This is a genomic window from Wolbachia endosymbiont of Rhagoletis cingulata, assembly GCF_048537655.1.
GTDB classification, from domain to species: Bacteria; Pseudomonadota; Alphaproteobacteria; order Rickettsiales; family Anaplasmataceae; genus Wolbachia; species Wolbachia pipientis.
Window position 1 is genome coordinate 1,089,710 of sequence record NZ_CP175927.1, and the last position, 23,158, is coordinate 1,112,867.

16 protein-coding genes and 5 pseudogenes are annotated in these 23,158 nt (G+C 34.8%); 12 read left to right on the plus strand and 9 right to left on the minus strand.

Annotated features, from left to right (window positions below):
• Nucleotides 1–173: 173 nt before the first annotated feature.
• Nucleotides 174–316 (minus strand): annotated as a pseudogene (locus tag ACJZL3_RS04925) (N-acetyltransferase); the annotation flags it as partial.
• Nucleotides 317–332: 16 nt separating this feature from the next.
• Between ACJZL3_RS04925 and ACJZL3_RS04930 the strand changes: the two are divergent.
• Nucleotides 333–1,496, plus strand: a pseudogene (locus tag ACJZL3_RS04930) (multidrug effflux MFS transporter).
• Between the two features lie 27 nt (nt 1,497–1,523).
• On the opposite strand, the gene prfA reads toward ACJZL3_RS04930, so the two are convergent.
• Complete coding sequence (gene prfA / locus ACJZL3_RS04935) at nt 1,524–2,603, minus strand: peptide chain release factor 1 (protein WP_007548640.1); 1,080 nt, start codon at nt 2,601–2,603, stop codon at nt 1,524–1,526.
• Nucleotides 2,604–2,701: 98 nt separating this feature from the next.
• Here prfA and yihA point away from each other — a divergent pair, with 98 nt between their 5' ends.
• From yihA to ACJZL3_RS04955, 4 genes and pseudogenes are all read left to right on the plus strand, one after another.
• Nucleotides 2,702–3,295 carry a ribosome biogenesis GTP-binding protein YihA/YsxC gene (yihA, locus tag ACJZL3_RS04940; RefSeq protein WP_010962460.1) on the plus strand — a complete coding sequence of 198 codons (594 nt, stop codon included), beginning with the start codon at nt 2,702–2,704 and terminating at the stop codon, nt 3,293–3,295.
• 4 nt (nt 3,296–3,299) lie between these two features.
• Nucleotides 3,300–4,209: pseudogene (argB, locus tag ACJZL3_RS04945) on the plus strand (acetylglutamate kinase).
• A 414-nt stretch (nt 4,210–4,623) separates the two neighbouring features.
• Nucleotides 4,624–5,085, plus strand: coding sequence for a dUTP diphosphatase (gene dut / locus ACJZL3_RS04950; RefSeq protein WP_006279458.1), 462 nt, complete (start codon nt 4,624–4,626; stop codon nt 5,083–5,085).
• 63 nt (nt 5,086–5,148) lie between these two features.
• Nucleotides 5,149–5,802, plus strand: a complete 654-nt coding sequence (locus ACJZL3_RS04955) for a hypothetical protein (protein ID WP_419198691.1) — start codon at nt 5,149–5,151, stop codon at nt 5,800–5,802.
• Nucleotides 5,803–6,123: 321 nt separating this feature from the next.
• Here ACJZL3_RS04955 and ACJZL3_RS04960 read toward each other — a convergent pair.
• The 4 genes and pseudogenes from ACJZL3_RS04960 to yidC form a co-directional block, all read right to left on the minus strand.
• Nucleotides 6,124–7,057 (minus strand): annotated as a pseudogene (locus ACJZL3_RS04960) (IS5 family transposase).
• A 172-nt stretch (nt 7,058–7,229) separates the two neighbouring features.
• Nucleotides 7,230–7,712 carry a transcription antitermination factor NusB gene (gene nusB / locus ACJZL3_RS04965; RefSeq protein ID WP_007549265.1) on the minus strand — a complete coding sequence of 161 codons (483 nt, stop codon included), beginning with the start codon at nt 7,710–7,712 and terminating at the stop codon, nt 7,230–7,232.
• Entirely contained in the window at nt 7,712–8,140 is a 429-nt protein-coding gene (locus ACJZL3_RS04970; protein WP_006279647.1) for a 6,7-dimethyl-8-ribityllumazine synthase, read from the minus strand. The genes nusB and ACJZL3_RS04970 overlap by 1 nt, the downstream gene beginning before the upstream one ends.
• On the minus strand, nt 8,118–9,827 hold the full coding sequence (gene yidC / locus ACJZL3_RS04975; RefSeq protein ID WP_095742636.1) for a membrane protein insertase YidC: 1,710 nt from the start codon (nt 9,825–9,827) through the stop codon (nt 8,118–8,120). Before yidC ends, ACJZL3_RS04970 begins: the two co-directional genes overlap by 23 nt.
• Before the next feature lie 134 nt (nt 9,828–9,961).
• On the opposite strand from yidC, the gene ACJZL3_RS04980 reads away from it, so the two are divergent.
• The gene (locus ACJZL3_RS04980) at nt 9,962–10,477 is read left to right on the plus strand and encodes a TIGR02281 family clan AA aspartic protease (protein ID WP_006279648.1); all 516 of its coding nucleotides are present in this window, start codon (nt 9,962–9,964) and stop codon (nt 10,475–10,477) included.
• A 6-nt stretch (nt 10,478–10,483) separates the two neighbouring features.
• Here the strand turns inward: ACJZL3_RS04980 and secF are convergent, their stop codons facing one another.
• From secF to ACJZL3_RS04995, 3 genes are all read right to left on the minus strand, one after another.
• Complete coding sequence (gene secF, locus ACJZL3_RS04985; protein WP_010082185.1) at nt 10,484–11,359, minus strand: protein translocase subunit SecF; 876 nt, start codon at nt 11,357–11,359, stop codon at nt 10,484–10,486.
• A gap of 200 nt (nt 11,360–11,559) precedes the next feature.
• Nucleotides 11,560–13,770, minus strand: a complete 2,211-nt coding sequence (locus ACJZL3_RS04990) for a hypothetical protein (RefSeq protein ID WP_419198692.1) — start codon at nt 13,768–13,770, stop codon at nt 11,560–11,562.
• Nucleotides 13,771–13,943: 173 nt separating this feature from the next.
• The gene (locus ACJZL3_RS04995; RefSeq protein ID WP_419198693.1) at nt 13,944–16,070 is read right to left on the minus strand and encodes a cytochrome c-type biogenesis CcmF C-terminal domain-containing protein; all 2,127 of its coding nucleotides are present in this window, start codon (nt 16,068–16,070) and stop codon (nt 13,944–13,946) included.
• 168 nt (nt 16,071–16,238) lie between these two features.
• Between ACJZL3_RS04995 and ACJZL3_RS05000 the strand changes: the two genes are divergently transcribed.
• From ACJZL3_RS05000 to ACJZL3_RS05025, 6 genes and pseudogenes are all read left to right on the plus strand, one after another.
• Entirely contained in the window at nt 16,239–17,480 is a 1,242-nt protein-coding gene (locus ACJZL3_RS05000; RefSeq protein ID WP_095742638.1) for a hypothetical protein, read from the plus strand.
• Nucleotides 17,481–17,602: 122 nt separating this feature from the next.
• On the plus strand, nt 17,603–18,928 hold the full coding sequence (locus tag ACJZL3_RS05005) for a dihydroorotase (protein WP_022626228.1): 1,326 nt from the start codon (nt 17,603–17,605) through the stop codon (nt 18,926–18,928).
• Between the two features lie 198 nt (nt 18,929–19,126).
• On the plus strand, nt 19,127–20,311 hold the full coding sequence (locus ACJZL3_RS05010) for a dicarboxylate/amino acid:cation symporter (RefSeq protein ID WP_010082165.1): 1,185 nt from the start codon (nt 19,127–19,129) through the stop codon (nt 20,309–20,311).
• Between the two features lie 3 nt (nt 20,312–20,314).
• Nucleotides 20,315–20,911: an orotate phosphoribosyltransferase gene (gene pyrE / locus ACJZL3_RS05015; protein WP_006279657.1), complete on the plus strand. Its 597-nt coding sequence runs from the start codon at nt 20,315–20,317 to the stop codon at nt 20,909–20,911.
• 105 nt (nt 20,912–21,016) lie between these two features.
• Nucleotides 21,017–22,846: a translational GTPase TypA gene (gene typA, locus ACJZL3_RS05020; protein ID WP_010962447.1), complete on the plus strand. Its 1,830-nt coding sequence runs from the start codon at nt 21,017–21,019 to the stop codon at nt 22,844–22,846.
• Between the two features lie 62 nt (nt 22,847–22,908).
• A pseudogene (locus tag ACJZL3_RS05025) lies at nt 22,909–23,154 on the plus strand (PD-(D/E)XK nuclease family transposase); the annotation flags it as partial.
• Between the last annotated feature and the right edge of the window lie 4 nt (nt 23,155–23,158).

Here is a 23,158-nt window from a genome sequence, read left to right on the forward strand (position 1 = left end):
ATAGGACTTAAGAATGACATTTGTATGATAAAATTATGTTAAGTTTCTGTAAAGCTTCTTGCATATTTTTGAATAATGACATATTTACTAAAAATTAAACTGCTTGTAGTAATTTAGACGGACTGTTGAAAAAGTAAGAGGAAATAAGTAAAGTTAGGACAGAGAGTAAGAGCTTTAACATAGTTGTCATATTTTTCTTTAATTAACCCTAGTGTCCAATTTATCCACCATTCCTTCACATGAGGTGTTTCTAACCATTTTAATAACAGTAAAAAATGTTTTCTTTCAACGCTTTAAATGTGATATTTTTATTCATTAATTAAAAATCTCAAATGTTACTACCATTTCTGTTAATCCTGTCTCTCATTGCCAAGTTCATTGAAATTGACATTTCCGTACCTAGTTTTCCTGATATGGTGCACTATTTTAACGTACCGGAAGGCATAATTCAATTAACTATTGCTTATAATTTCCTAGGCTTTTGCATAGGAGGGTTGTTTTTTGGTCCATTGTCTGAATGCTATGGCAGAAGGAGAATTATGATCATAGGTAACACTTTGTTATTAATCGGCGCTGTTGGTTGTGTTTTTGCACCGTCGATTTTTTGGCTTTTAATCTCTCGCTTTATTCAGGGCATTGGTGTTAGCACATCTGTAGTTGTGTTTGCAATCGTTGCAGACAGCTACAAAGGCGACGAAGCGGTGAAATTTATTGGAATCATGAATTCTGTTCTTACAGTTGTCATGGCAATTGCGCCAGTGTTAGGCAGTTTCATCAATGAAATTGTAGGATAGCGTGGTAATTATGCAACTGTTGCAATACTTTGTTTGATCTCTTGGGTTTTGCTGCTTTTAGCGTTACCAGAAACAAAAAAGAACCGCGATATTTTCAGTTTGAAAAAAACGATGAAAGATTACAGAAAACTACTATCTAATCCGAGGTTTGTTACGTTGTCTTTGATGTCAAGCCTCTTTTCTGCTGCGTATATGTCATTCATTACTTGTGGACCTTTTCTGTATATGAAGACTTTTGGTTTATCTAGCACTATTTATGCACTACATCAAGGTGCAATAGTTGGGTGCTTCTCACTCATCAGTCTATTTGCTGGCAAAATCTTGCAGAAACTTGGAGCAATAAAGTGTGTAATTTCTGGTACGAGCGTGGGTGCTATTGGGTCTCTATTGCTTGTAATATTCAGTATAATTGTACCCCACTCTTTCTACTTAGTAACACTGTCTATGATTATTTTTTCTATCGGTTGTGCAATTTTCCAGCCAGTGATTTTTAATGCATCAATAAATGTTTTCCCTGAAATTAAAGGCACAGCTTCTTCTGCATTCTCGTTCATTAGAGCTTTTATCATGGCTATTTTTATCGGCTTAACAAGCTACATTTACAATGGTCAAACAATTAGTGTAGCTGTTCTTGTTTTATCCGCGATAGTACTAGAACTTGTTTTTACTGTCTATCTATTGCGTTTAAAAGATCCTATGTAATTAATAAAGATATTCCATTGTAGGCTGCTAACTTTCCCCTGCCAATCTTTCTGCTTCATTACGTGAGATTAATGCCTCAATAAATTCATCTAGTTCGCCTTCTTTTATAATCTGCTCTAGCCGATGTGAAGTTAGATTAATTCTATGGTCTGTTATTCTTGATTGTGGGAAATTATATGTTCTTATGCGCTCGGAACGATCACCAGAGCCAATCTGACTTTTCCTCATTGTTGACCTTTCCATTTCTTTTTTTTGTCTTTCAATTTCGTATAGCCTTGCCCTCAATACTTTGAGCGCTTTAGCTTTATTTTTATGCTGCGATTTTTCATCTTGCTGTATCACAACTATCCCTGTTGGCAAGTGGGTGACCCTTACTGCGCTGTCAGTTGTATTCACTGATTGCCCTCCAGGACCACTGGATCTATAAACATCTATTCGTAAGTCTTTTTCTTCTATTTTAAAGTCAACTTCTTCTACTTCAGGTAATATCGCAACAGTAGCGGCAGAGGTATGCAACCTTCCTGAAGATTCAGTTTCTGGCACTCTCTGTACTCTGTGCACTCCTGATTCAAATTTCAACCTTGCAAAAACTTCTGTTCCATTAATGAGTGCAGAAGCTTCCTTATATCCACCTATACCTGTATTAGAAATGCTTATTGGCTCGAACTTCCAATTTCTTCTTTCTGCATATTTTTGATACATACGAAATAACATTGCTGCAAATAATGCTGCTTCTTCTCCGCCTGTACCTGCTCTAATTTCTAATATTGCATTTCTTGAGTCATCTTCATCTTTGGGCAATAATGCTAACTTTAATTTTGCTTTTATTTTTGGTAATAATACCTTGTGCTTTTCGAAAAATTCTTCTTTTGCTAACTCTTTTATATCACCTTCGCTGTTTTCATCTTTCATTATTTCTTCTAAGTCTGAAATTTCCTCTTTCAGCGTGTTATATTCATCAATTATCTTGATTATTGGCCTGAGCTCAGAGTATTCCTTTGAAAGGGTAATGAATTCTTTTTGACTTAAATTGGTAGGATTTTCCAAATTCCTCTCTATATCATTAAATTTTTTCTTTAAGTCTTGTAAATTATTTTCCATATCCATATAGCACAGATCTAGCTAAGTAATATATACTGAAATAAAAAATTTCTTATATCAAGCAATAACACTATAATATACCTACTACCTTCTAGTTGAATATAATGGCAAAACAGATAACATCAAACTGCAATTTCATATTTGGAGCTTCGGATATAAAATCATTACCAAATGAGTCGGCTCCAGAGATTGCGTTTGCTGGTAGATCAAATGTAGGAAAATCCAGTCTGATCAACTTACTGATAAACAGCAAAAAAGCTGCCAGAGTTTCCTCTAAACCTGGATGCACTAGACAAATAAATTTTTACTCTATGTACGATGATAAGTTCAGACTTGTTGATCTACCAGGGTATGGCTACTCTCATGCAGGCAAGGAGGAAATTATACAATATTTAAACTTAATTGAGTATTATCTAATTCAAAGAGAAAATCTAAGAAGAGTGTTTGTGTTGATAGATAGCAAGGTAGGATTAAAAGAAATAGACAAAGACTTCATTTATTGGTTAATATATAATAACATTAACTTTAACATTGTGCTAACGAAAATAGATAAAGTAAGTCAAAAAAGCTTAGGTGCTGTTATAGAAGATATTCAAAAATGGATTAATAATGAGAATGTGTCAATTCATCAAATGAGCATCCGTGTTAAGCATAAAATAACCAAGGTAAGAGATGAGTTTTTCAAGTTTACAAGATAAAAAAATGAAGAGTAGTGAATTTTTAAAGGGTGAGGTATCATTTGAACAAAAAAGAAATATTACTTGAAGTGCTATCTAACATACCTAGCTTTGTAGGCGAGACTTTTGTCATTAAATGCGGTGGTACAATAATCTTAGATGAAACACTATTTAATACTTTTGTGCATAATGTTGTCTTGTTGAAGCAGCTTGGTATAAATCCGGTAATAATTCATGACGGAGAATATGAAATTAACTCAGTGTTAAAAATGCTGGATATGAACAGTAAGTTTGTGAATGGTATCAGACTTACAGACAAAGACACTATGAAAATCATTGAAATGGCACTGTGTGGTTCAGTTAATAAAAAAATTGTTCAGTATATAAATTCTGCTGGTGGTTCAGCTATTGGATTATGTGGAAAAGATGGTAACTTAATTAAAGCCGAAAAAATAACCGCTACGCTTAGAGAAGATAGATCAAATAATATCGAAAAGATATTAGACATGGGGTTCATCGGTAGACCCACTGAAATCAATCCTGATATATTATTTTTTATTGAAGAATCAGATTTTATACCAGTTATTGCACCAATTGGTCATGGAAAAGATGGGGAAACATATCATATTGATGCCGATAGCACTGCAAGCGCAATCGCAATCGCAGTTTCTGCATCTAAAATGATAATCTTGAGTGACACAGATGAAGAAATAGATAAAATTGGTGGCAGGAAGATATCTGTTAAAAATTTAAATGCATCGATTGATTGTGGGAAAATTAAAGGGGAAAAATTTATTGAAAGGCTTATGGCATACGTTAAAATGGCGGAGGAATGTGCTGGAGTTGTTCACATAGTTGATGGTAGAATATCTAACATTATGCTTGATTTATTTACTGAGAGTAATTCAAGCATATCGATTGTGAGTGATTTATAGCTATACTGCTTGCAACTACACGAATACCAAGAGGGTGTCATTCAAGTAGCTGACACTGGAATGACAACAATCTACGTCATACCGCGATTCATTCGCGGTATCTCTAGATCCCGCTAACAAGTAGCGGGATGACGGTTGTCAGGGTGTCATCCCAGCGCCCTTATGATGTCATCCCAGTGCCCAGACACTGGGATCCAGAAGACTTAATTTCAACCAAGTGGCTGCATAATAAGGACTAGATTCCAGACTGGAATGACATCATAGAGGCACTGGGATGACAAAAAAAGGAGCACTGAACTTGTCAAGGAATTTTATGGCCTAGCGTCACGCGCTGGAATGACATCATTTACATTTATCACTTTTGCAGATACAATTTACATGCTATAATTGAGTCTTCATAGATGGTAAATTGGAGTGCAAAGAAGTAAAATTAAAGTAGAAATAAAAAGATTATCACACGGAGAAGACTTGTCTCTTCCATGTTATGCAACTACGCAGAGTGCTGGCATGGATCTTTATGCTGCATTGAATGATTCTGCTGTTTTAAATCCACTTGAAAGATTACTTGTTCCAACTGGAATTGTGATTGCAATACCAAACGGTTTTGAGGGGCAAATCCGCCCACGTTCTGGTCTTGCTGCAAAACATGGAATCACTGTCTTAAATTCTCCGGGCACTATAGACTCTGATTATCGAGGTGAAGTTAAAATTTGTCTAATTAATCTAAGTAATCAGCCATACGAAATAAAAAGAGGAGATAGAATCGCACAAATCCTTATTTCTCCTGTATCTCAGGTAATTTGGGATGACAGAGAAGAATTCTGCGCAGAAGAAACCGGTCGCAATGCAGGGGGCTTTGGCTCAAGCGGCAGGTAGCTTACGAAAAAGCTTGACTATGACAGTTTTTTTATTTAAGCATATTAATACTTGAGGTCGTTTATGCTAACTTTCAAAAATCACTGTGGTCAATTCCACAAAACAAATACTGCACTTGTTGCACTTACTTCTTTGTATGTCATAGGCGCAGCAGTAGCACTTTCAGCACCATATTGGGTGTCTTCAACTTGCACGCTTGCTCCACTTGCAGCTTTTACAGCTACACCACTTGGAATCGGTATATTAGCAATTGTTGCTGTTGCACTGGTTAGTTCAGCAATGTACGCTATCAGCAAAAACAATGAAATATCTGAGTTGAGAGCTCCGAAGATTGTTGTTAATAACGATAGAAAAAACGGTAAAGAAACAGCATTGCTAGTAACAAAAGACACATTTAAGGAAATGGCAAGGAATAACCAAGTTAAAGATGAAGAAGGTAAGGTAGAAAAGGGTAAACATTATATAGCCTTCAGCTTAGAAGGCAAGAACTACCGTATTATTGTTGATATTAATCAGCTTACCAATACGCTAGGCAATACTTTACTCTTCGAGATAGGTTCACTAAAAGAGAAAAACGATGAAGGTAAGTTCGAGGCAGTAAATGAAACAAAGTGGAATAAAACATTAGGTTTAGACAAAGATGGTGCTAAAGGGGTTAACACTTATTTAGGCTCACTTATTGTTGAACAAGTTGCTTCTCAACAACAGACAGTATAGCCAAGTGAAATAAAAGAGGTAGATTAAGTCTGCCTCTTTGTTTTTTTTGATTTTTAGTGTTACGCGCATAACTGCATGGATGTTGCGATTCTCAAGGCAACGTATCTGTTTAGATGCATGGCTAATGCTGAAACAAAAATTCCAGTGTTCCCTTTCTTGTCATCCCAGTGCTTGACACATAACTGTACAAACATTCATTTTTGAAGGTAAATTGCACAACAGATAATGTCATTCCAGTGCTCCCTTTCTTGTCATCCAAGTAGCTGACACTGGGATGGCTTTGTTGCATCACACTTTATGAGATGGTGATTTATGGTAAATTCATGTAACTATCTCAAATTTAGCCATACCAATATCAGTGAATTTATTAAGCAAATAGCATTTAGTTCTTTTTCTCGATTTATCTCAGATTTATTCCTAAAACTAAATCCGAATATTTGCTTTAATCTTGAGAAAAACCCTTCAATATAAGATCTTTTCCCATAATTTACTTCTTTTTTCCATTCTTTCATGCCATCTTCACCGTATAATTTTATTAACCTAATAGCAGCATTCCTGTCAGACATATAATCTATTTCTGGATGTTCTGCCGCATTGTTTATTGGTGGAATTTTTGTCTTTATATCATATTCGTTACACAACTTATAAAACTTGTGCCTATCACATGCCCTATCTGCATATAGTACTTTTATGACATACTGAAAATCGACTTCTTTTAGCAAATCACAAGCTCCATAGTGATCAGCCGTTACTGTATTTCACAGCTATGGCTTTTTTGCTGTTTGTATTCAACATTACATGCAATTTTCTTGTCTGTTCATAGCTGCGATACTTTCTATCTTCGCTATTTTCTTTGCTATGACCAGGAGTGTTGTTGTATATACTAATTCCTGTACTGTCTATAGCAATTTCGATATCTTCCATATTATTTTCTGCAATCATTGATCTTAATATTGAGTTTCTTAAACCTTCTTGATGATTGTGAATAGCTGATAACTTGCAAATTTTTCCCAATTTGCTCAAGGTATCCTGCTATAAACCCAACTGTTTGCCTCAGGCCTATTCTAAATAAACAAGTTATTATGTGCACCAAAATTACAACTTTATCGCTATAAATATTGTTGCCACCTGGTATTTTTGGACCATTCTCGTACCACTTTTCTATGGCTTCGTTGATATAATGAAAAATATTTCCTCTTTTTTCTAGAAATTTGTTATATTCGCTATGGTTACTGACCCTCATTTTTTGTGGCATATTTTTTCTTTCAAGGTTAAATGGCTATTTTATAATGAATTTTGTCAGTAGCCACCAGATTTTTTCAGTTGCTATGCAACAAAGCCATTCCAGTGTCAAGCACTGGGATCTGGTAGACAATGTTCATACAGCAGCTACTCGGATGACACCTTGTGCTTGCTGGCTATAATTGCTAAGGATTTTTATTTAATTTAACTGCATCTTTTGCCTTATCCAATAACCCATTAATAAAACCAATTTCGCTTGGTTTATCAAGTAAATCAGATGCAATGTTAGTATATTCATTAATGACAACTGGAACTGGCGTATCACAATTAGCTAACTCACATATTGCAACACGCAAAATAGATAAGCTTATAAGATTTAACCGTGAAAGGGACCAACTTGGGTGTAAATAAGACTCTATTATTTTATCATATTCTTCACTGCTTTTTATAACCTTATATAACAAGTTTTCTAAGAACTGATGTTCAAATTCTTCACATTCAAATATATCTTTCAACTTATTTATGTAGTCCTTAAGCTCACAATTTTCCAGTTTAAAAGTGCTTTTGTTGTAACCTACGAAAATATTTGAATAAGCAATTTGTACAGCAAGAAATCTTGCCGTGCTTCTTTTTATGCGCCACTTTTTATCTACTGGTTTTTCCTCCATTATTTTAATTTATTGTGTAAATCTATCATACGCAAAACAGTTGAGGCTGCATGGCCACCAACGTTCTTTTTGTTTTTATCAGCTCTAACTAGTGCTTTATCTTTGCTGTCAGCGGTAATTACACCCATACCAAGGGGTATTGCATAATGCATAACAACCTCATTTAAGCCTTCAATTACTCCTTTACAAACATATTGATAATGATCGGTTTCACCGCGAATTACGCACCCAAGAGCTAAATAACCATCATAATTAGTATGCCCACTCTTGACTGCAAAAAGAATTGTAGCTGGTATCTCAAATGTACCAGGAACCTCAACTACATCGTAACTGGCATTACTGCCTTTTAATTTATCAATTGCACCTTCAAGCAAAAGGTTCGCTATTTCAGTATAATAAATCGAATTAACTATTAGTATTCTCGACATTTACTACCACTTTTTTTGTTAAAAACAACTTTATTAATGACTGTTGAATTAGAGTTATAATATTACTAAATATCCAATATATTACCAGGCCGGCAGGAAAAGAAGAAAAAATAAAGACAGAAATGTAAGGTAAAAACTTCATAACATTTACTTGAATATCATCTTTACTGGTTTGATCTTTCTCACTTAGCTTCTGCTGAATTATCATGGTGGCACCGAAAATTATAGGTAAAATGCCTATAGAAATAGGAAAGTTATAATTAAACAACCCAAATAATGTAAAGATGTTCGTTGGGTCAGGAGCTGAAAGATCCTTAATCCATAAAAAAAAAGGAGCATGCCTCATCTCTATAGTAACAAATAATACTTTATATAGAGCAAAAAATACCGGTATTTGTATTAGCATGGGAAAAATGCTCGACATTGGATTTACGTTGTTTCTCTTAAACAATGCAATTGTCTCTTTATGCTGCTTTAAGCTGTCATTTTTATACAACTCTTTTATACGAGTTAATTCAGGCTGCAGGCTTTTTACCTTAAACATCGAAATATATGATCTATTAAATAAGGAAAGCATCAAAAGTTTGATTACTAAAGTCAGCAATAATATTGCTAAGCCAAAATTTTTTAAAACGAAGTTAAAATATTCAAGCAGTAAAAACACTGGTTTAGTTATAAAGTAAAGAACACCAAAATCTACAGCTTTATCAAACAGGGGTATATTGAGAGTGTCCTTATAAGAATCCAGTAAATTCAACTTTTTTGCTCCAGCAAAAAAATAATTCACATTAGAAACGCTTGCACCAGGAAGTATGCTCTTGTAAGGTTTGACAAAATCTACTTGGAATTTATCAGTATTATTAACGTTTGTGTGTTTAATGCTTACATTTATTTTATCAGATTTTTCAGGTATGATGGCTGTGAGCCAGTATTTATCAGCAAAACCAAACCAATTTTTTTCACTCGTGCTTGCTTTTATTAAATGTTTTTTGGAAATATCCTTATATGTCCACTCCTCTAGTTTATTATCAAATGCACCCAGTACTCCTTCATGGGATATCCAATAAGATTCGTTGATATTGTCACGTTTACGGTTAATTTTACCATAAGGAACCAAAACTACATTATCCTTTGTATTATTTTCAACAACTTGCTCAACTTTAAACATGTAATTATCGTCGAGGTTAATTTTCATTCTAAATAAAATGCCATTCTCATTGTCCCAAGATAAATTGACCTCTTTTTGATTAAGTTTATCTGCTCGCCAGACTGCTTTAGAATCTGGAACTTTAATCTTGTTACTCGGATCGAGCCACCCAAATTCTGCAAAATATACATCTTTTGATTCTGCAGGTGACAGTAACACCACTTGTGGAGAAGAAGAACTCGGTTCTAAGTGGTAATTAGTTAAAATTAAGTCATCAAACCTTGCACCTTTCAGAGAAATTGATCCTTTAATCATGTTATTGGTTAAACTAACCCTCTGTTCTCGAGTAGAATTAATAATTTCAGAACGATTTTGGTATATTATAGGAGCAAGGTCGTTAAAAGATTCGATATGTTCAATATTTTCAATCAATGGCTGGTTTTGGTTTGTACTAAAAAAATTATCATAAATAATACGCCAAGACACCATGATTAACATGGAAAGGATAGCTGCCAAAATTAAACTTTTTGCTTCTGACATGAAATTAAATCAAACATATCTTCTTAAAGTGTATACTAAATATTGTACTAAAACAATGAAATTTACTTATTTTTAATAATAACTTTTAACGCTGATCTTTAAAATTTATTTTAATAGCTTCAAATTTTAACAATATGAACGCGGTGAAAAATCTAGTTATTTGGTTGCTAATAATAGCCACTACTGCAATGCTTATTGATTCACAAAGGGACAAACTAAGCGACAGATTTCTCAGTACTTTTTTACCATATAAAGGAAGAATTCAAAATAGCGGTCAGAATAGTGGAAGTATTGAATTTACGAAGTCATATGATGGACACTTTTATATTCAGGCTCAAGTCAATGATCGCAATATAACGTTTTTGCTTGATACTGGAGCAACCGATATTGTTCTATCACAAAAAGACGCATTACATGTTGGTATTAACTTACAAAATGTTCAGGATTTTAAAATATATGAAACTGCGAAAGGTCAAATAAAAGCTGGAGTGGTTCAAATACCTCAAGTTAAAATAGGAAATTTTTTGATTAATGATGTACAGGCAAGCGTTAACACTCATTCTATGTCTCATTCACTACTTGGAATGAGCTTTTTAAGGTATTTTCATTTCACTATAAGAGATAATAAGTTGATATTATACCGCGACTAAACACTTCTACAATCTACTTATCAAAGCTCTGTAGGTCAATATAGGAGCAGAAATAAATATTGCAGAACAAGTGCCAATCAAAATACCAAAAAAAATGATCAAGCTGAAGTCTCTCACTGCATCTGTGCAGATTAATACCAAAGGAAGAGCAGCAAGAAGGGTTGTACCAGAAGTTAATATAGTGCGAAATAATGTAGCGTTGATACTTGCATCTACTACCTCACTCATCCGCCCACTTTTACCACTCCTGCGATACTCTCGAATCCGATCATATATAATTACTGAGTTATTGATTGAATAACCAATGACAGTAAGGAGAGCTGCAACTGATGAAATATTAAACTCAATGCCAGTTAGGCTAATAAAACCAACAGTTAAAATCACGTCATGAATCAGTGCTGTTATTCCACTGAATCCACATTGCCAATTAAATCTAAACCAAACGTAAAAAAATATTCCAACAATCGCGATCAACATGGATAACATTCCTTCAAATATTTGTGTTGAGCTTATTTGTGGGCCAACATAGTCTATTTTACGATAGCTTATTGAGCTCCCCAGCTTTTCTTCTAGTATGCTTTTTATCTTTTTGATTTTATCTTCATCTCCTTCATCTTTAAAACGCATGACTAAATTATCACCCGCTTTTGAACTCTGCACTGTAAAACCATTTTCTTTTAATGCATCGAGAATAGAGTGATTCTCATCTGAAGATTTTATCTCTATCAAAATTCCGCCTGCAAAGTCTATGCCTAAGTTCACTCCACGCAGCACAACAGTGAATATTGAAAAGATGATAAGAATAATGCTAATTAATGCAGTCAAATCCCTATATTTACTAAACTTGATATCGAGGTTGTCTGGAATGAGTCTAAGTGCCATGCTATTTACTTAAACTTGAATTTTATATACTTTTCAAAAAATTCACTAGTTTATTCTGTGATTGTTTGATTATGTCAATTTTTCCATCAGTTAATTCTTGCCTGTCAATTAAGTTCTATCTAGCTTGCATACTACCATTTTGAAGTACATTACAAAAGCGAAATACTGCCAATTTGGCCCATCATTTTATCTCTGCAAGCTTATCCCCCCCTTGCTATGTTAGCAACGCAACCTAAGCTAGGTTCCTTCATAGCAGTGTTAGGTACACTGCCATATCTTTCAAAACTTTCATGCTCTATAGCTTCCTCAACACTTTTTCCTCCTAAAAGACAGTTTTCCCCTAAACTTTTTCCCCTATTTTTTAACTCATTAAGCCTTGCTCTGTTTTCCCCATCAATCTCCACTTTTATTTTATTGCTGCCTTTCTCACTAGGACTTAGATAAATACTTATCTCTCCTACCTCAGTAGTAAAAGACATTTCAATACCACCTTTTGAGACATCCATGTAATTTCTTTTTCCCCCTATTTCTTCTACATTTTCAACTCTTACTATACTTTCTCCAATTTTGAGTATGCCAACTCTTAAATTTAAGTCTTTGGCTTTTTCATTGTTTAGGATTTCTGCAACTTCAACAATACTATCTTGCGAGTACTCTATACAAAAATATCTATTATCCTTGCCTACTCCTAATACATTTTGAGTCTGCTTGCTTTTGTTTACAATACTTTCATATGCTAAACCTTTTAGCTTGCTTTCAATTTCCTTACATTTCTCAGAAAGACCATCATCAAATCCATTACAAGTAACTATCTGCTCAAACTCATTCCCATCGAAAAAATTATGGCGTTTTACTTTCCCACCTTCTAACAATAAATTACTAACAATGCTTTTGATAATGTCCTCTTCGGACACTTCATTTTTTTTGTTACAGTTTTGATCTTCACTTTCTTTATTACAGTTTTGATCTTCACTTTCTTTGTTACAGTTTTGACCTTTACTTTCTTTGTTACAGTTTTTATCTTTACTTTGATAGGGAAAGTTATCAAATACAAAAGTGTTACTTCTGTTACTTATATGACTACCACTAGTAAGATCTTTTATTTCTTCAAATACTGTATTTGTTACAGTTTTGTTACAACAACTACATTTTAAATTTAACATTACTTCTTTTTCTAAGTATTTAGCTACTATGCACTTAATACTTTCTGGAGTATTTTTTATATCTTTTTGTTCATTTTGTTCTGTTATACCTCTCACCTCCCCACAGCATTTATCAATCAGATCCTGTTTACTTTGAGTTAACGACATTTTTAGTTTCATAAAAAGTGAGTCTTTTAGAAAAGGATTATCATCTTCTAGGTCCCGATCATTTTCTGAATCCAAATCATCTGTTAACTCCATTGAATCAAGATTACCTGAACTATAGTACGAACCCTTTTTTGAGTCCGAACTATCTTCTGAGTTCCCATCACTATCTGACCAATTGTCAACTTTCGGAAATTCTGAGCTTTTCTGTTCACCTTCAAAAGTCTGATTACTACCACCAGCGCCCTTTGTCAAATTTTCTTTATTTTCACAAGAACCACCTAAAGAATAGCCTTGACCCTCTTCTTGATCTGAAGCACTTAATTTACTATAAGTTGCTTGACTATAACCATTGAAGTTATAACCTAAACCATTACTACCATGCTGTAAAGGATCGCTTTCAAAAGTTTGTGGATTATCACTTTCACCTAACAAACCACCATTTGTTGGATTACATACATTTTCTGTATATTTTTGATTATTTTGTGCTTCTATTTTCCTCTTCTTGTACAACGGTTCAAACTGATCAATTTCAATCGATCGTACTCGTTTCCTTGAAGGAAAGTCCTCTGGAATCTGATCCTCATCGTCAGAATTGTGACCTGAATCACAAATTACATGATCATTGCAGGTAGAATTATGCTCTTGACTAATCAAGGAAAGCTGAATTAGATTGCTAAAAACAATATTATCTAGCTGTACTGAATCAGTACTTTCAAAAATTTGTGGATTATTACTCACGTCTGGCAAATCACCTGATAAACCAGTCTGATGATTATTTTCACCTACCCAACCATCAGTTGGTGTTGGAATGCATATTCCTGTATATCTTTGGCTATCAAGAGAATCATTAGTTAATTGTACTGCTGTATAAGTTGTCCGGTCATCCTCATCATCGGAACTAATACCTGAATCATGGCCATCACCTTCTTCAATCTTTTGAGTTTCTATATCGTGTTCATTTATTTCGCTCGACGAATCATAGTTGGAAGGGTTATACTGTTGATTAGGACGTTTAAAAATTTGACGCCAATCGCTGTAAGGCTCCTTAAAATCGAAAGGAGTGCGTATAACTTTTTCCTTGCCTGATACCCCACCATTCATATTGTATAACCATTACTCACTAATCCCTTAGTGAATATCGTAATATATAGGTCTGTCAATAAAAAAATATAACTTTCTTTGGTTCTAACCTTTGCAAATCAGTATCTATAGCTCGGTAATTTCTCATACGTTGCACTCTGGACCTAGGAGCGTTGTTAATAAATCCACGACAGCTAGACAATCCTTGCTCGTCCACTAAAAGGAAAAGCAGCAAGGAGCGAACCAAAAGCGATAAGAAAGGATCCAAGCCAGATTATAGACATTCCAGGTTTATAGTTCACTTTGGCTGCGATTTTGCTCTTACTCTTATCAATCTCTCCAATTACAACATAAATATCAGAAAGCAAATTGTGGTAGATACTGCTTTCAACATTTTTCTGACCTTCCGCAAGGTAAAATCTATATTCAGGAGTTACTTCACCTAATATCTTATTATTCAGCAAATTCCTGATATCCATTGTACCCCTCACTGCATGGAAATTTTTTTCTTTTATTAGCTCAATATTGCGTAAAGTAACTTTAAATTTATTGACTGTTATGCTATCCCCTATTTTTAAGTAATTTTCTTTTTTCTCCTGCCAACCAACTGAATAAGCTATACCAAGCACTAGAATTGCCACTCCAGCATGAGCAAGCATCATTGCATAGTAGGACTTAGAAACTCTTCTTGCTAATAAAATTGATTCACCAAATGCTACCTTAAATAAACGAATTCTTTTACTGTATGCTTCTAAAACAAAGATTAATAATGCTATGGAGATAGTAATTGATAGCACAATTATTAGCTCCATGTGAAAGATAAACGGCAAAATAGCTGCAGCACTGCAGAATGAAAATCTATATTCACGGAATATTGGCAATAGACTATTTCCCTGCCAACTGCAGTATTGCCCGATCATGGTGAGCACTAGAATAGCTAGTGCAATAGAGTTAAATAAAGAATTGTAATATGGTGCTCCAACTGAAATTAATTCACCGGTTAAATACTCAAGCACTGTAGGGTATAAAGTGCCAACGAACACGATGAAAAAGGCAGTGATGAATAATAAATTGTTCATCAGTATCATCGTAAAGCGTGAAAAGAATCTTCTACCCTCTGTCACTTGAGTAGCAAGTTTCTTTCTGGATTCCAGTGTCAAGCATTGGAATGACATCGCAGGCGTGTGATTTTTTCTCGTAAATACTACAAATATTACTAAGCTACTGACTGTAATTACACCAAGTAGAGCTAATATATATAGTCCATATCTTGGGTCATCTGCAAACGTGTGCACTGAGGTAAGTATTCCTGAGCGGACTAGAAATGTTCCAGTCACACTCAATATAAAAGTTGTAAGCGTAAGTAAAATAGCAAAGTTCCTTAAAACATTGAAATTCCGTACCACGAGCAACAAATGTGTCAGCGCTACTGCAATTAGCCACGGCATCAAAGAAACGTTTTCCACTGGATCCCAAAACCAAAATCCACCCCACCCAAGTTCGCGATATGCCCACCAGCTACCCAAGCTGATGCCCAAAGTGAGCAGCGACCAAGAAATAAGTACCCAAGGCCTGACAATTTTAGCCCAAACATTTCCTTCAGTATTTAAAATTAATCCAGCTATAGAGAGCGAAAAAGGAACGCTAAATCCAAGGTACCCCAAATATAATATCGGTGGATGAATAGCAAGGCCTATATCCTGCAATATCGGATTAAAACCCAATCCATCTGTTTCAATGCCTGGCATTTTAGTGAAGGGGCTGGATTCAATTAAAGTGAACAGCAAAAAACAAAAGCAAATCAGCCCATGAGTGATAAGAGATATTTTTTTTAATTTACTACCATTAGTTCGTTCTGGTGTCATTCCAGTGCTTGACACTGGAATCCAGTTTTTATTACACTGCCATTTGATGTACTCATTTGCAATTAAATTGTCTGGATCCCAGTGTCTGGGCACTGGGATGACAGAAGAAGAGACTGGGATGACAGAGGGGGAAACTGGGATGACAGAAGGTATATAAATATCCATTAGTAATAAATACATGACAAGCACTAAGGTCCAAAGCAACATGGACCCTTCTTTGTTTCCCCAAACACCACAAATCCTGTAGATCAAAGGTTTTGTTGTGTGTGAGTGGTAGTATACGTTTTCAAGTGAAAAATCATTTGTAATGTGGCAGTAGATCAAAATAGCCATTGACGCTGATACACAAAAAAATATGGCAGTGGTAATAAACCGACAAGAACTAAGCGGTAAAAACAAATATGTCAAAGACAATAAGCAGGCTAGCAATAGCAATATATTCCCAAGTTCAGGCATAAAAAATTATAGTTTTTATATAAACAATATTACTGATGACAAGTTAGAAGTTAAAGTGTTAATTGATGCTAGCATAATGCTCCCGTAGTTAGCTGTGCTAGTATTAATTAAAAATTAAATATTAAATCTTTATACTTTTATAGATAGCGTTAATATTGAGGTAATATTGTGGGTACAACTAAGATTAGTAAATTTCCATTCAATATAAAAGGTAAAGTGGCAAAACAACATGCCGAACCAATAATCGAAAAAAATCTCTATACTATTTTAGGATTCAAAGATATAGAAGATTTTGAAAATAAGACAAGTAAACTTGTTAATAAAAAAGTTTGGCAATCATTTGTTGACTGCTTTGCAAAAGAAATAGATTATGCAGCAACCGAAGAAGTTGTAAAAAACATCGTTTGTAACATTGCAAAGAGTGATCAAGGTAATGCTTTTACCAAAACTGAACATCTCATATTAAATGAAAAGCAAGATAATAAAAAGAGAGAAAAAGCGATTAGAAAAGCTATTAGTATTTTGAGAAAAATCAATCCAGAAAAAGCCTTTAATGAACTTTCAGTAATAAAAAAACAAGCTGAAGATTTTTTACAAACCGATTTTTGTAAAGCACAGAGTAAATCACTTCAAGGATTTGCTCCCTCTGGTGGACAGCTCTTTGCGGAAACTCTGAAATATATAGAAACACTAGAAAGATTATCCGAAGTAAAAAAAGAAGGGCTAGTTAGAGATTTCTTGTTAAATCATGTTAGTTTATTGAATAAAAAGTATCCTAAATCACAAGGTAAAAGGGAAGATGCTATAACAATACTATCAAGTGATGAGTTGAAGAATTTTTACAATAAAGGTGTAAAAGAAGGAATGTTACAACCAATGGCATCTTACAAAGGATGCAGAAACCTGTATGACAAAATGAACCAGATAAAAAATGAATCCAAAAGTATAATTAAAAGAGAAGAACGGGAAGAAAATTTAAAGAAAATAGATAAGTCGATAATCAGCGCAATTAATGACATAAAAAAACATAGAGAAGCAATCCTTAACTGTAAAGACTTTCAAAGTTCTTACATAAAAGAGAAAAAAGAACATCCATTTAGAGGCAACGCATGTCAAAAAATGATTGATATATATCAAGAGAGAATTGTTGGATATCAGGAGAAAATTCGTCAAAACTTAAACCAAATAAAAGCGATATTAAAAAGTGCGCCGCAAGAAATGGATGATGTGGAAGAATTCGAGGAAATAATTGATGATATACATGAAGCAAAGCAGTGTGATGAAATTTTTGATTCAGCTTTAATTTGTTTATCGAACATACAGAATGAGCTAGATATTCAGCTGGAAAATCCTTCAACAGAACTCAGAGCTTCACACATTAACGTTAAAACTGAGCTAACTAGGTTATAAGAACCAAATCTTTAGGGTAATGAAAGCACTTTAATTCAAGACAGCTCTTAGTCTGTGTTTTAATTTGGTTGTGTTTTATTAAAAAAACTTTAGATTTATTTTATAATCGATACTCAAATATAATGACTCAAACTTGGGATTTGTTGCAAACAGGGCAAAAGGAAGGCTATAAAATTGCGTATACTAATGCTCGTATTATCGACCCGGAAACTAAACTTGATATAAAAGGTTCATTATTGACTGAAGGGGATAAAATTGTTGACTTTGGTGAATCATTATTTTCAACAAGTGGAGTTGATGAAACAATAGACTGTAAAGGGCTTGTTCTAATGCCAGGCCTTATTGACATTCACGTACATTTTCGTGAACCAGGCCAGGAACATAAAGAAACTATATATACAGGCAGCAAATCTGCAGCTGCGGGGGGAGTTACAACTGTAGTTTGTCAGCCAAACACTGTTCCAGCAATTGATAGCGTTATTTTGGCTAAATATTTGAAATATAGAGCACTTGAAACTTCACATGTAAACGTTGAATTTTACGCTAAAATCACCACTTCGGAAGAACACCTGACTGAAATGGCACTTTTAAAGGAAGCAGGTGCGGTTGGGTTCACCGATGATGGCATGCCAGTTATGAACCCAATGATTATGAGACAGGCGCTGCTTTATTCAAGTATGCTGAATGTTCCTATTGCTCAACATGCAGAAGATTTAAATTTATCTGCTGGTGGCGCAATCAACGAAGGTAAAATTTCTGAAGAATTGGGAGTAAAGGGGATCTTGAGTGCGTCAGAATCGGTTATGGTAAATCGTGATATACTGCTAATGAAGGATATGGAAAATGTGCACTACCATATTCTACATGTCTCTTCAAAAGATTCACTTGATGCTATTAAACGTGCAAAAGATTTGGGATTAAATGTTACGTGCGAAGTAACCCCTCATCACTTCACTTTGACTGAAGATATAGTAAAACAACATGGAGCAATTGCAAAAATGAATCCGCCGCTTCGCACTGAAGAAGATCGTTTAGCTATGGTTGAAGGTTTAAAGACAGGTGTGATTGATTGCATTGCAACTGATCACGCTCCGCATGATCGTAGTTCTAAAGATCTACCACTTGAAAATGCTGCATTTGGTATTGTTGGTCTTGAAACAATGCTGCCCCTTTCACTTGAACTCTATCACAGTGGGCAAATGGGTCTACTTGATGTGCTTGCAAAATTGACATATAAGCCTGCAGATATAATACACATACCACGTGGTCGTATACAAAAAAACCTTGCTGCAGACTTAATTTTAGTTGACCTCAATCATGAATGGGAAATTAAAACTGACAACTTTGCTAGTAAATCAAAGAATTCTCCTTTCGATGGTCGCAAAGTAAAAGGACACGTAGTACGTACTGTTGTGTCCGGCAAAACTATATACTCGCAGAAGAGTTAGTTATCATATCTTATCTATTCCAATTTGTTATCACCAGAATGGGCTAAGTGCACCTAAATTTAAATTAAGAAATCTTACACTGTCTCCGAATAAACACATCCTCTTATCTTTCCCTAATCTGTAAAGTTATTTTGTCTATCAATCTGATTCCAAAACAGCAAAATTATTGTATAATGTTACTTTGAAGTTTTATTTTCAATGCACAAGTTTGCAATACTTTTTTCTATACTGCTTGCAATAGTTGCTTACTACCTAAACAATGAAATCATATTTGAAATAGCAAAGCTATTTAGTGATATCTTTATCAGCTTGCTCAAATTAATAAGCTTACCTCTGGTTTTTTTATCCATAGTTTCCACAATTTCCGGGCTCAAAGACTCAATTGAAATCAAAGTCTTAGTTAAGAAAACACTATTTTATACTCTGCTTACAACTATTATAGCTGCGTTTGTTGCATTATCGTTTTATTTGTTAATAGATCCAGCAAGAAAAAATTTCATAAGTAATACAATAGGGAGTATTAACAGCAATAACCACAGTTATTTTTCATATTTAAAATCACTCATTCCTTCTAATTTTGTGCAAGTTTTTCTTGAAAATAATATGATTGGTAGCATATTAATCGCTTTTTTGATGGGTGGAGCTATTGTTTCACTTTCAAAAGAAAAGCAGGATATATTATATCAAGTATTCTCTGCACTTTTTGATACGCTACTTAAAATTGCTCAAGGGTTATTAAAATTTATTCCGCTTGCTGTTTGGTCTTTTATTACATGTTTTTTGCATGAATTAAAAGGCGGTAGTGAGTTCTACAATCTTTTATGGTATTTTGTTTGCATAATGTCTGCAAATTTTGTGCAGGCATTTCTGATTTTACCGCTATTTATGTGGTATAAAGGCATATCACCAATTCAAACGCTGAAAGGGGTTATGCCAGCACTCACACTTGCGTTTTTTTCTAAATCATCCAGTGCAACATTGCCAACAACTATAGAATGTGTGCAGAACAAGCTAAAGGTGCCAAAGAAATTATCGTCTTTTATTTTACCAATATGCACAACAATTAACATGAATGCATGTGCTGCATTTATACTAATCACTGTAATGTTTGTTGCAGAAATGAACGGATACGTATTTTCCTTAAGCGAAATGTTGATATGGATTTTTTTAGCTACAGGGGCTGCAATTGGTAACGCTGGAGTGCCGATGGGGTGCTATTTTATGGCAACCAGTTATCTCATGTCGATGAATGTTCCTCTGCATATTATGGGACTGATTTTGCCTATTTATACAATCATCGATATGTTTGAAACTGCAATAAATGTGTGGTCTGATGTTTGTATCACTCAGATAATTAATAAAGAATGTAATAGTGAAACTTAAAAAATGATATTAGACGAAAATAACCTAATAATAAAAGAATTTAAAGAAGCAGAAGCAATTTTGCATGGGCATTTTGTTTTATCATCCGGGCTGCATAGTGACACATACATACAGTGTGCGAAGATTTTTGAAAATCCAAGCAGAGCCATGAAAGTTTGCGCATTATTAGCAGATAAAATAAAAAAAGAATTAAATAGCTCCATAGATTTAATATTATCTCCTGCAATTGGTGGAATAATTGTGGGTTATGAGATTGGCAGGCAGCTTGGAATAAAGACAATGTTTTGCGAGCGCGTTAATGGTAAGTTTGAATTACGCCGTGGATTTAAGATCAAAAAGGGTGAGAAAATATTGCTCATTGAAGATGTAATAACCACAGGTAAATCTTCACTTGAAGCAGTGGAATGTGCAGAAGGGGAAGGAGGTAAAGTTGTTGCTGAAGCTTCTTTGATAAAGAGAAATAGTGAAACGAAACTGCCTTTTCCTGTCATATCTTTGATTGAACTGAACATCAAAAACTACAGCGAGGAAGAACTTCCAAGTGAATTAAAACAACTACCCATAACAAAACCTGGGAGTAGGGAATATTTAACAAAGTAATCCTATAATATCTTGGAAACACAGCATTTATACACAGCTTTAGTTATTTACTCCAAGTGTATTTTATGTATACTTATTACTAAATTAATTTTGAAATGATAGAAAATGAACGAATTTAAATCGATCCGAAATATAGCAATAATCGCACACGTTGACCACGGTAAAACTACTTTACTTGATAACATGTTAAAACAAAGTGGCACATTCCGCGAGAATCAAGAAGTTCAAGAACGAGTGATGGATAGTGGTGATCAAGAGCGTGAACGCGGAATTACAATACTTGCAAAATGTACATCAATAATGTGGGGCGATGAAAAGATCAATATTATTGACACGCCAGGGCACGCGGACTTTGGTGGGGAAGTGGAAAGGGTATTGTGCATGGCAGATGGTGTGTTGCTGCTGGTTGACGCTGCAGAAGGTCCCATGCCACAAACAAAATTTGTGCTCTCAAAAGCACTAAAAGCAAATTTGAAGCCAATTGTGATAATCAATAAGGTCGACCGACCAGATAGCAGAATTGATGAAGTATTAAATGAAATATATGAGTTATTTTTTAACCTTGATGCAACCAACGAGCAGCTAGATTTTCCAGTGTTGTATGCTTCAGGTAGAAATGGCTGGTGTGCTAAGGAGCTTTCTGATGAAAGAAAAGATTTAAGCCCATTATTTTCAACGGTTATAGATTATATAAAACCTTCTGTTTATAATCAAAATGCACCTTTTGCTATGTTGGTCACTCTACTTGAGTCTGATAAGTTTCTTGGCAGAATATTGACAGGAAAGGTTTATCAGGGCATTGCAAAAGTCAATTCAGATCTTAAGGTGCTTGACCTCGATGGCAAAGTAATTGAACGAGGAAGATTAACTAAGTTGCTCTCATTTTCTGGCTTGAAACGCATTCCAGTAGAACAAGCTGTGGCGGGAGACATAATTGCAATTGCAGGACTTGAGGAAGCTTCGGTTTCAGATACTATAGCAGCACCAGAAGTTACAACTGCAGTAAGCTCAACTCCAGTTGATCCGCCAACAATGGCGATTACTCTGAGCGTTAATGATTCACCTTTTGCTGGGCAAGAAGGTACAAAGCTTACTTCAACTGCTATAAAGGATCGTTTATATGCGGAAGCAGAAACAAATGTTGCAATTACTGTGACTTTGGCACCAAGCGGTGAAGCATTTGAAGTAGGTGGGCGTGGTGAGTTACAGCTTGGAGTGTTAATTGAAAATATGAGGAGAGAAGGTTTTGAGCTTTCGGTATCACGCCCTCGCGTGTTATTTAAAGAAGAAGGCGGTAAAAAACTTGAACCTATAGAGGAAGTAGTAATTGATGTAGATGATGAATATAGTGGAATCATCATGGAAAAACTCAGCTTCCGTAAAGGTGAAGTAACTGACATGAGACCTTCTGGTAATGGCAGGACAAGATTAACGTTTTTAGTGCCATCAAGAGGATTAATCGGTTATCAAGGAGAGTTTTTAACTGATTCTCGTGGCACAGGCATAATTAACCGTTTATTTCACAGTTATGCTCCACATAGAGGTCCAATTTCTGGAAGGCGCAATGGAGTTTTAATTTCTACAGATAAGGGTGAGGCTGTGGCATATGCAATTTTCAATTTGCAAGACAGGGGAATTATGTTTATTAAGCCACAGGATAAGGTATATTGTGGCATGGTTGTCGGCCAGCATAGCCGTGACAATGATTTGGAGATAAATGTGTTAAAGGGTAAGCAATTAACAAACGTAAGAGCTTCAGGTAGTGATGAAGCTATAAAGCTCACTCCACCAAAGATAATGACACTGGAGGATATGATAGCGTATATAGATGATGATGAATTGGTGGAAGTAACTCCAAAATCTATACGTTTACGCAAGAAATTCCTTGATCCAAATGAACGTAAGCGTGCAGGAAGGGCAAAGAATAAGGAGTAATCAGAGGTTGAACATTTGCGAAAAATAGTGTATAATTATTCGTCTCCTAATTGTATTTAATTATGGCCTTTTCGAAATTTCTCGATCCAAAAAACAATTTCGCGTTCAAGAGAATATTTGGCACTGAGAAAAATAAAGATATTCTCATTCACTTTCTCAATGATATATTGGGCTTCGCTGGCAAAGATGAAATAGAAGAAATAGAATTTCTCAGCACTATCATGGATGCTGAGATTGCCTCTAAAAAACAAAGTATTGTTGATGTTTTCTGTACTGATTCTGCTGGAACCCAGCTAATTATTGAAATGGTGC

Coding starts and splice junctions, on each gene's coding strand:
- ACJZL3_RS04995 (WP_419198693.1), bottom strand. CDS start 16,070: ATGCCTGAACTTGGGAATATATTGCTATTGCTAGCCTGCTTATTGTCT.
- secF (WP_010082185.1), bottom strand. CDS start 11,359: ATGGCACTTAGACTCATTCCAGACAACCTCGATATCAAGTTTAGTAAA.
- ACJZL3_RS04955 (WP_419198691.1), top strand. CDS start 5,149: ATGCTAACTTTCAAAAATCACTGTGGTCAATTCCACAAAACAAATACT.
- nusB (WP_007549265.1), bottom strand. CDS start 7,712: ATGGAGGAAAAACCAGTAGATAAAAAGTGGCGCATAAAAAGAAGCACG.
- ACJZL3_RS05005 (WP_022626228.1), top strand. CDS start 17,603: ATGACTCAAACTTGGGATTTGTTGCAAACAGGGCAAAAGGAAGGCTAT.
- typA (WP_010962447.1), top strand. CDS start 21,017: ATGAACGAATTTAAATCGATCCGAAATATAGCAATAATCGCACACGTT.
- ACJZL3_RS04970 (WP_006279647.1), bottom strand. CDS start 8,140: ATGTCGAGAATACTAATAGTTAATTCGATTTATTATACTGAAATAGCG.
- yihA (WP_010962460.1), top strand. CDS start 2,702: ATGGCAAAACAGATAACATCAAACTGCAATTTCATATTTGGAGCTTCG.
- pyrE (WP_006279657.1), top strand. CDS start 20,315: ATGATATTAGACGAAAATAACCTAATAATAAAAGAATTTAAAGAAGCA.
- prfA (WP_007548640.1), bottom strand. CDS start 2,603: ATGGATATGGAAAATAATTTACAAGACTTAAAGAAAAAATTTAATGAT.
- ACJZL3_RS05010 (WP_010082165.1), top strand. CDS start 19,127: ATGCACAAGTTTGCAATACTTTTTTCTATACTGCTTGCAATAGTTGCT.
- yidC (WP_095742636.1), bottom strand. CDS start 9,827: ATGTCAGAAGCAAAAAGTTTAATTTTGGCAGCTATCCTTTCCATGTTA.
- ACJZL3_RS04980 (WP_006279648.1), top strand. CDS start 9,962: ATGAACGCGGTGAAAAATCTAGTTATTTGGTTGCTAATAATAGCCACT.
- ACJZL3_RS04990 (WP_419198692.1), bottom strand. CDS start 13,770: ATGAATGGTGGGGTATCAGGCAAGGAAAAAGTTATACGCACTCCTTTC.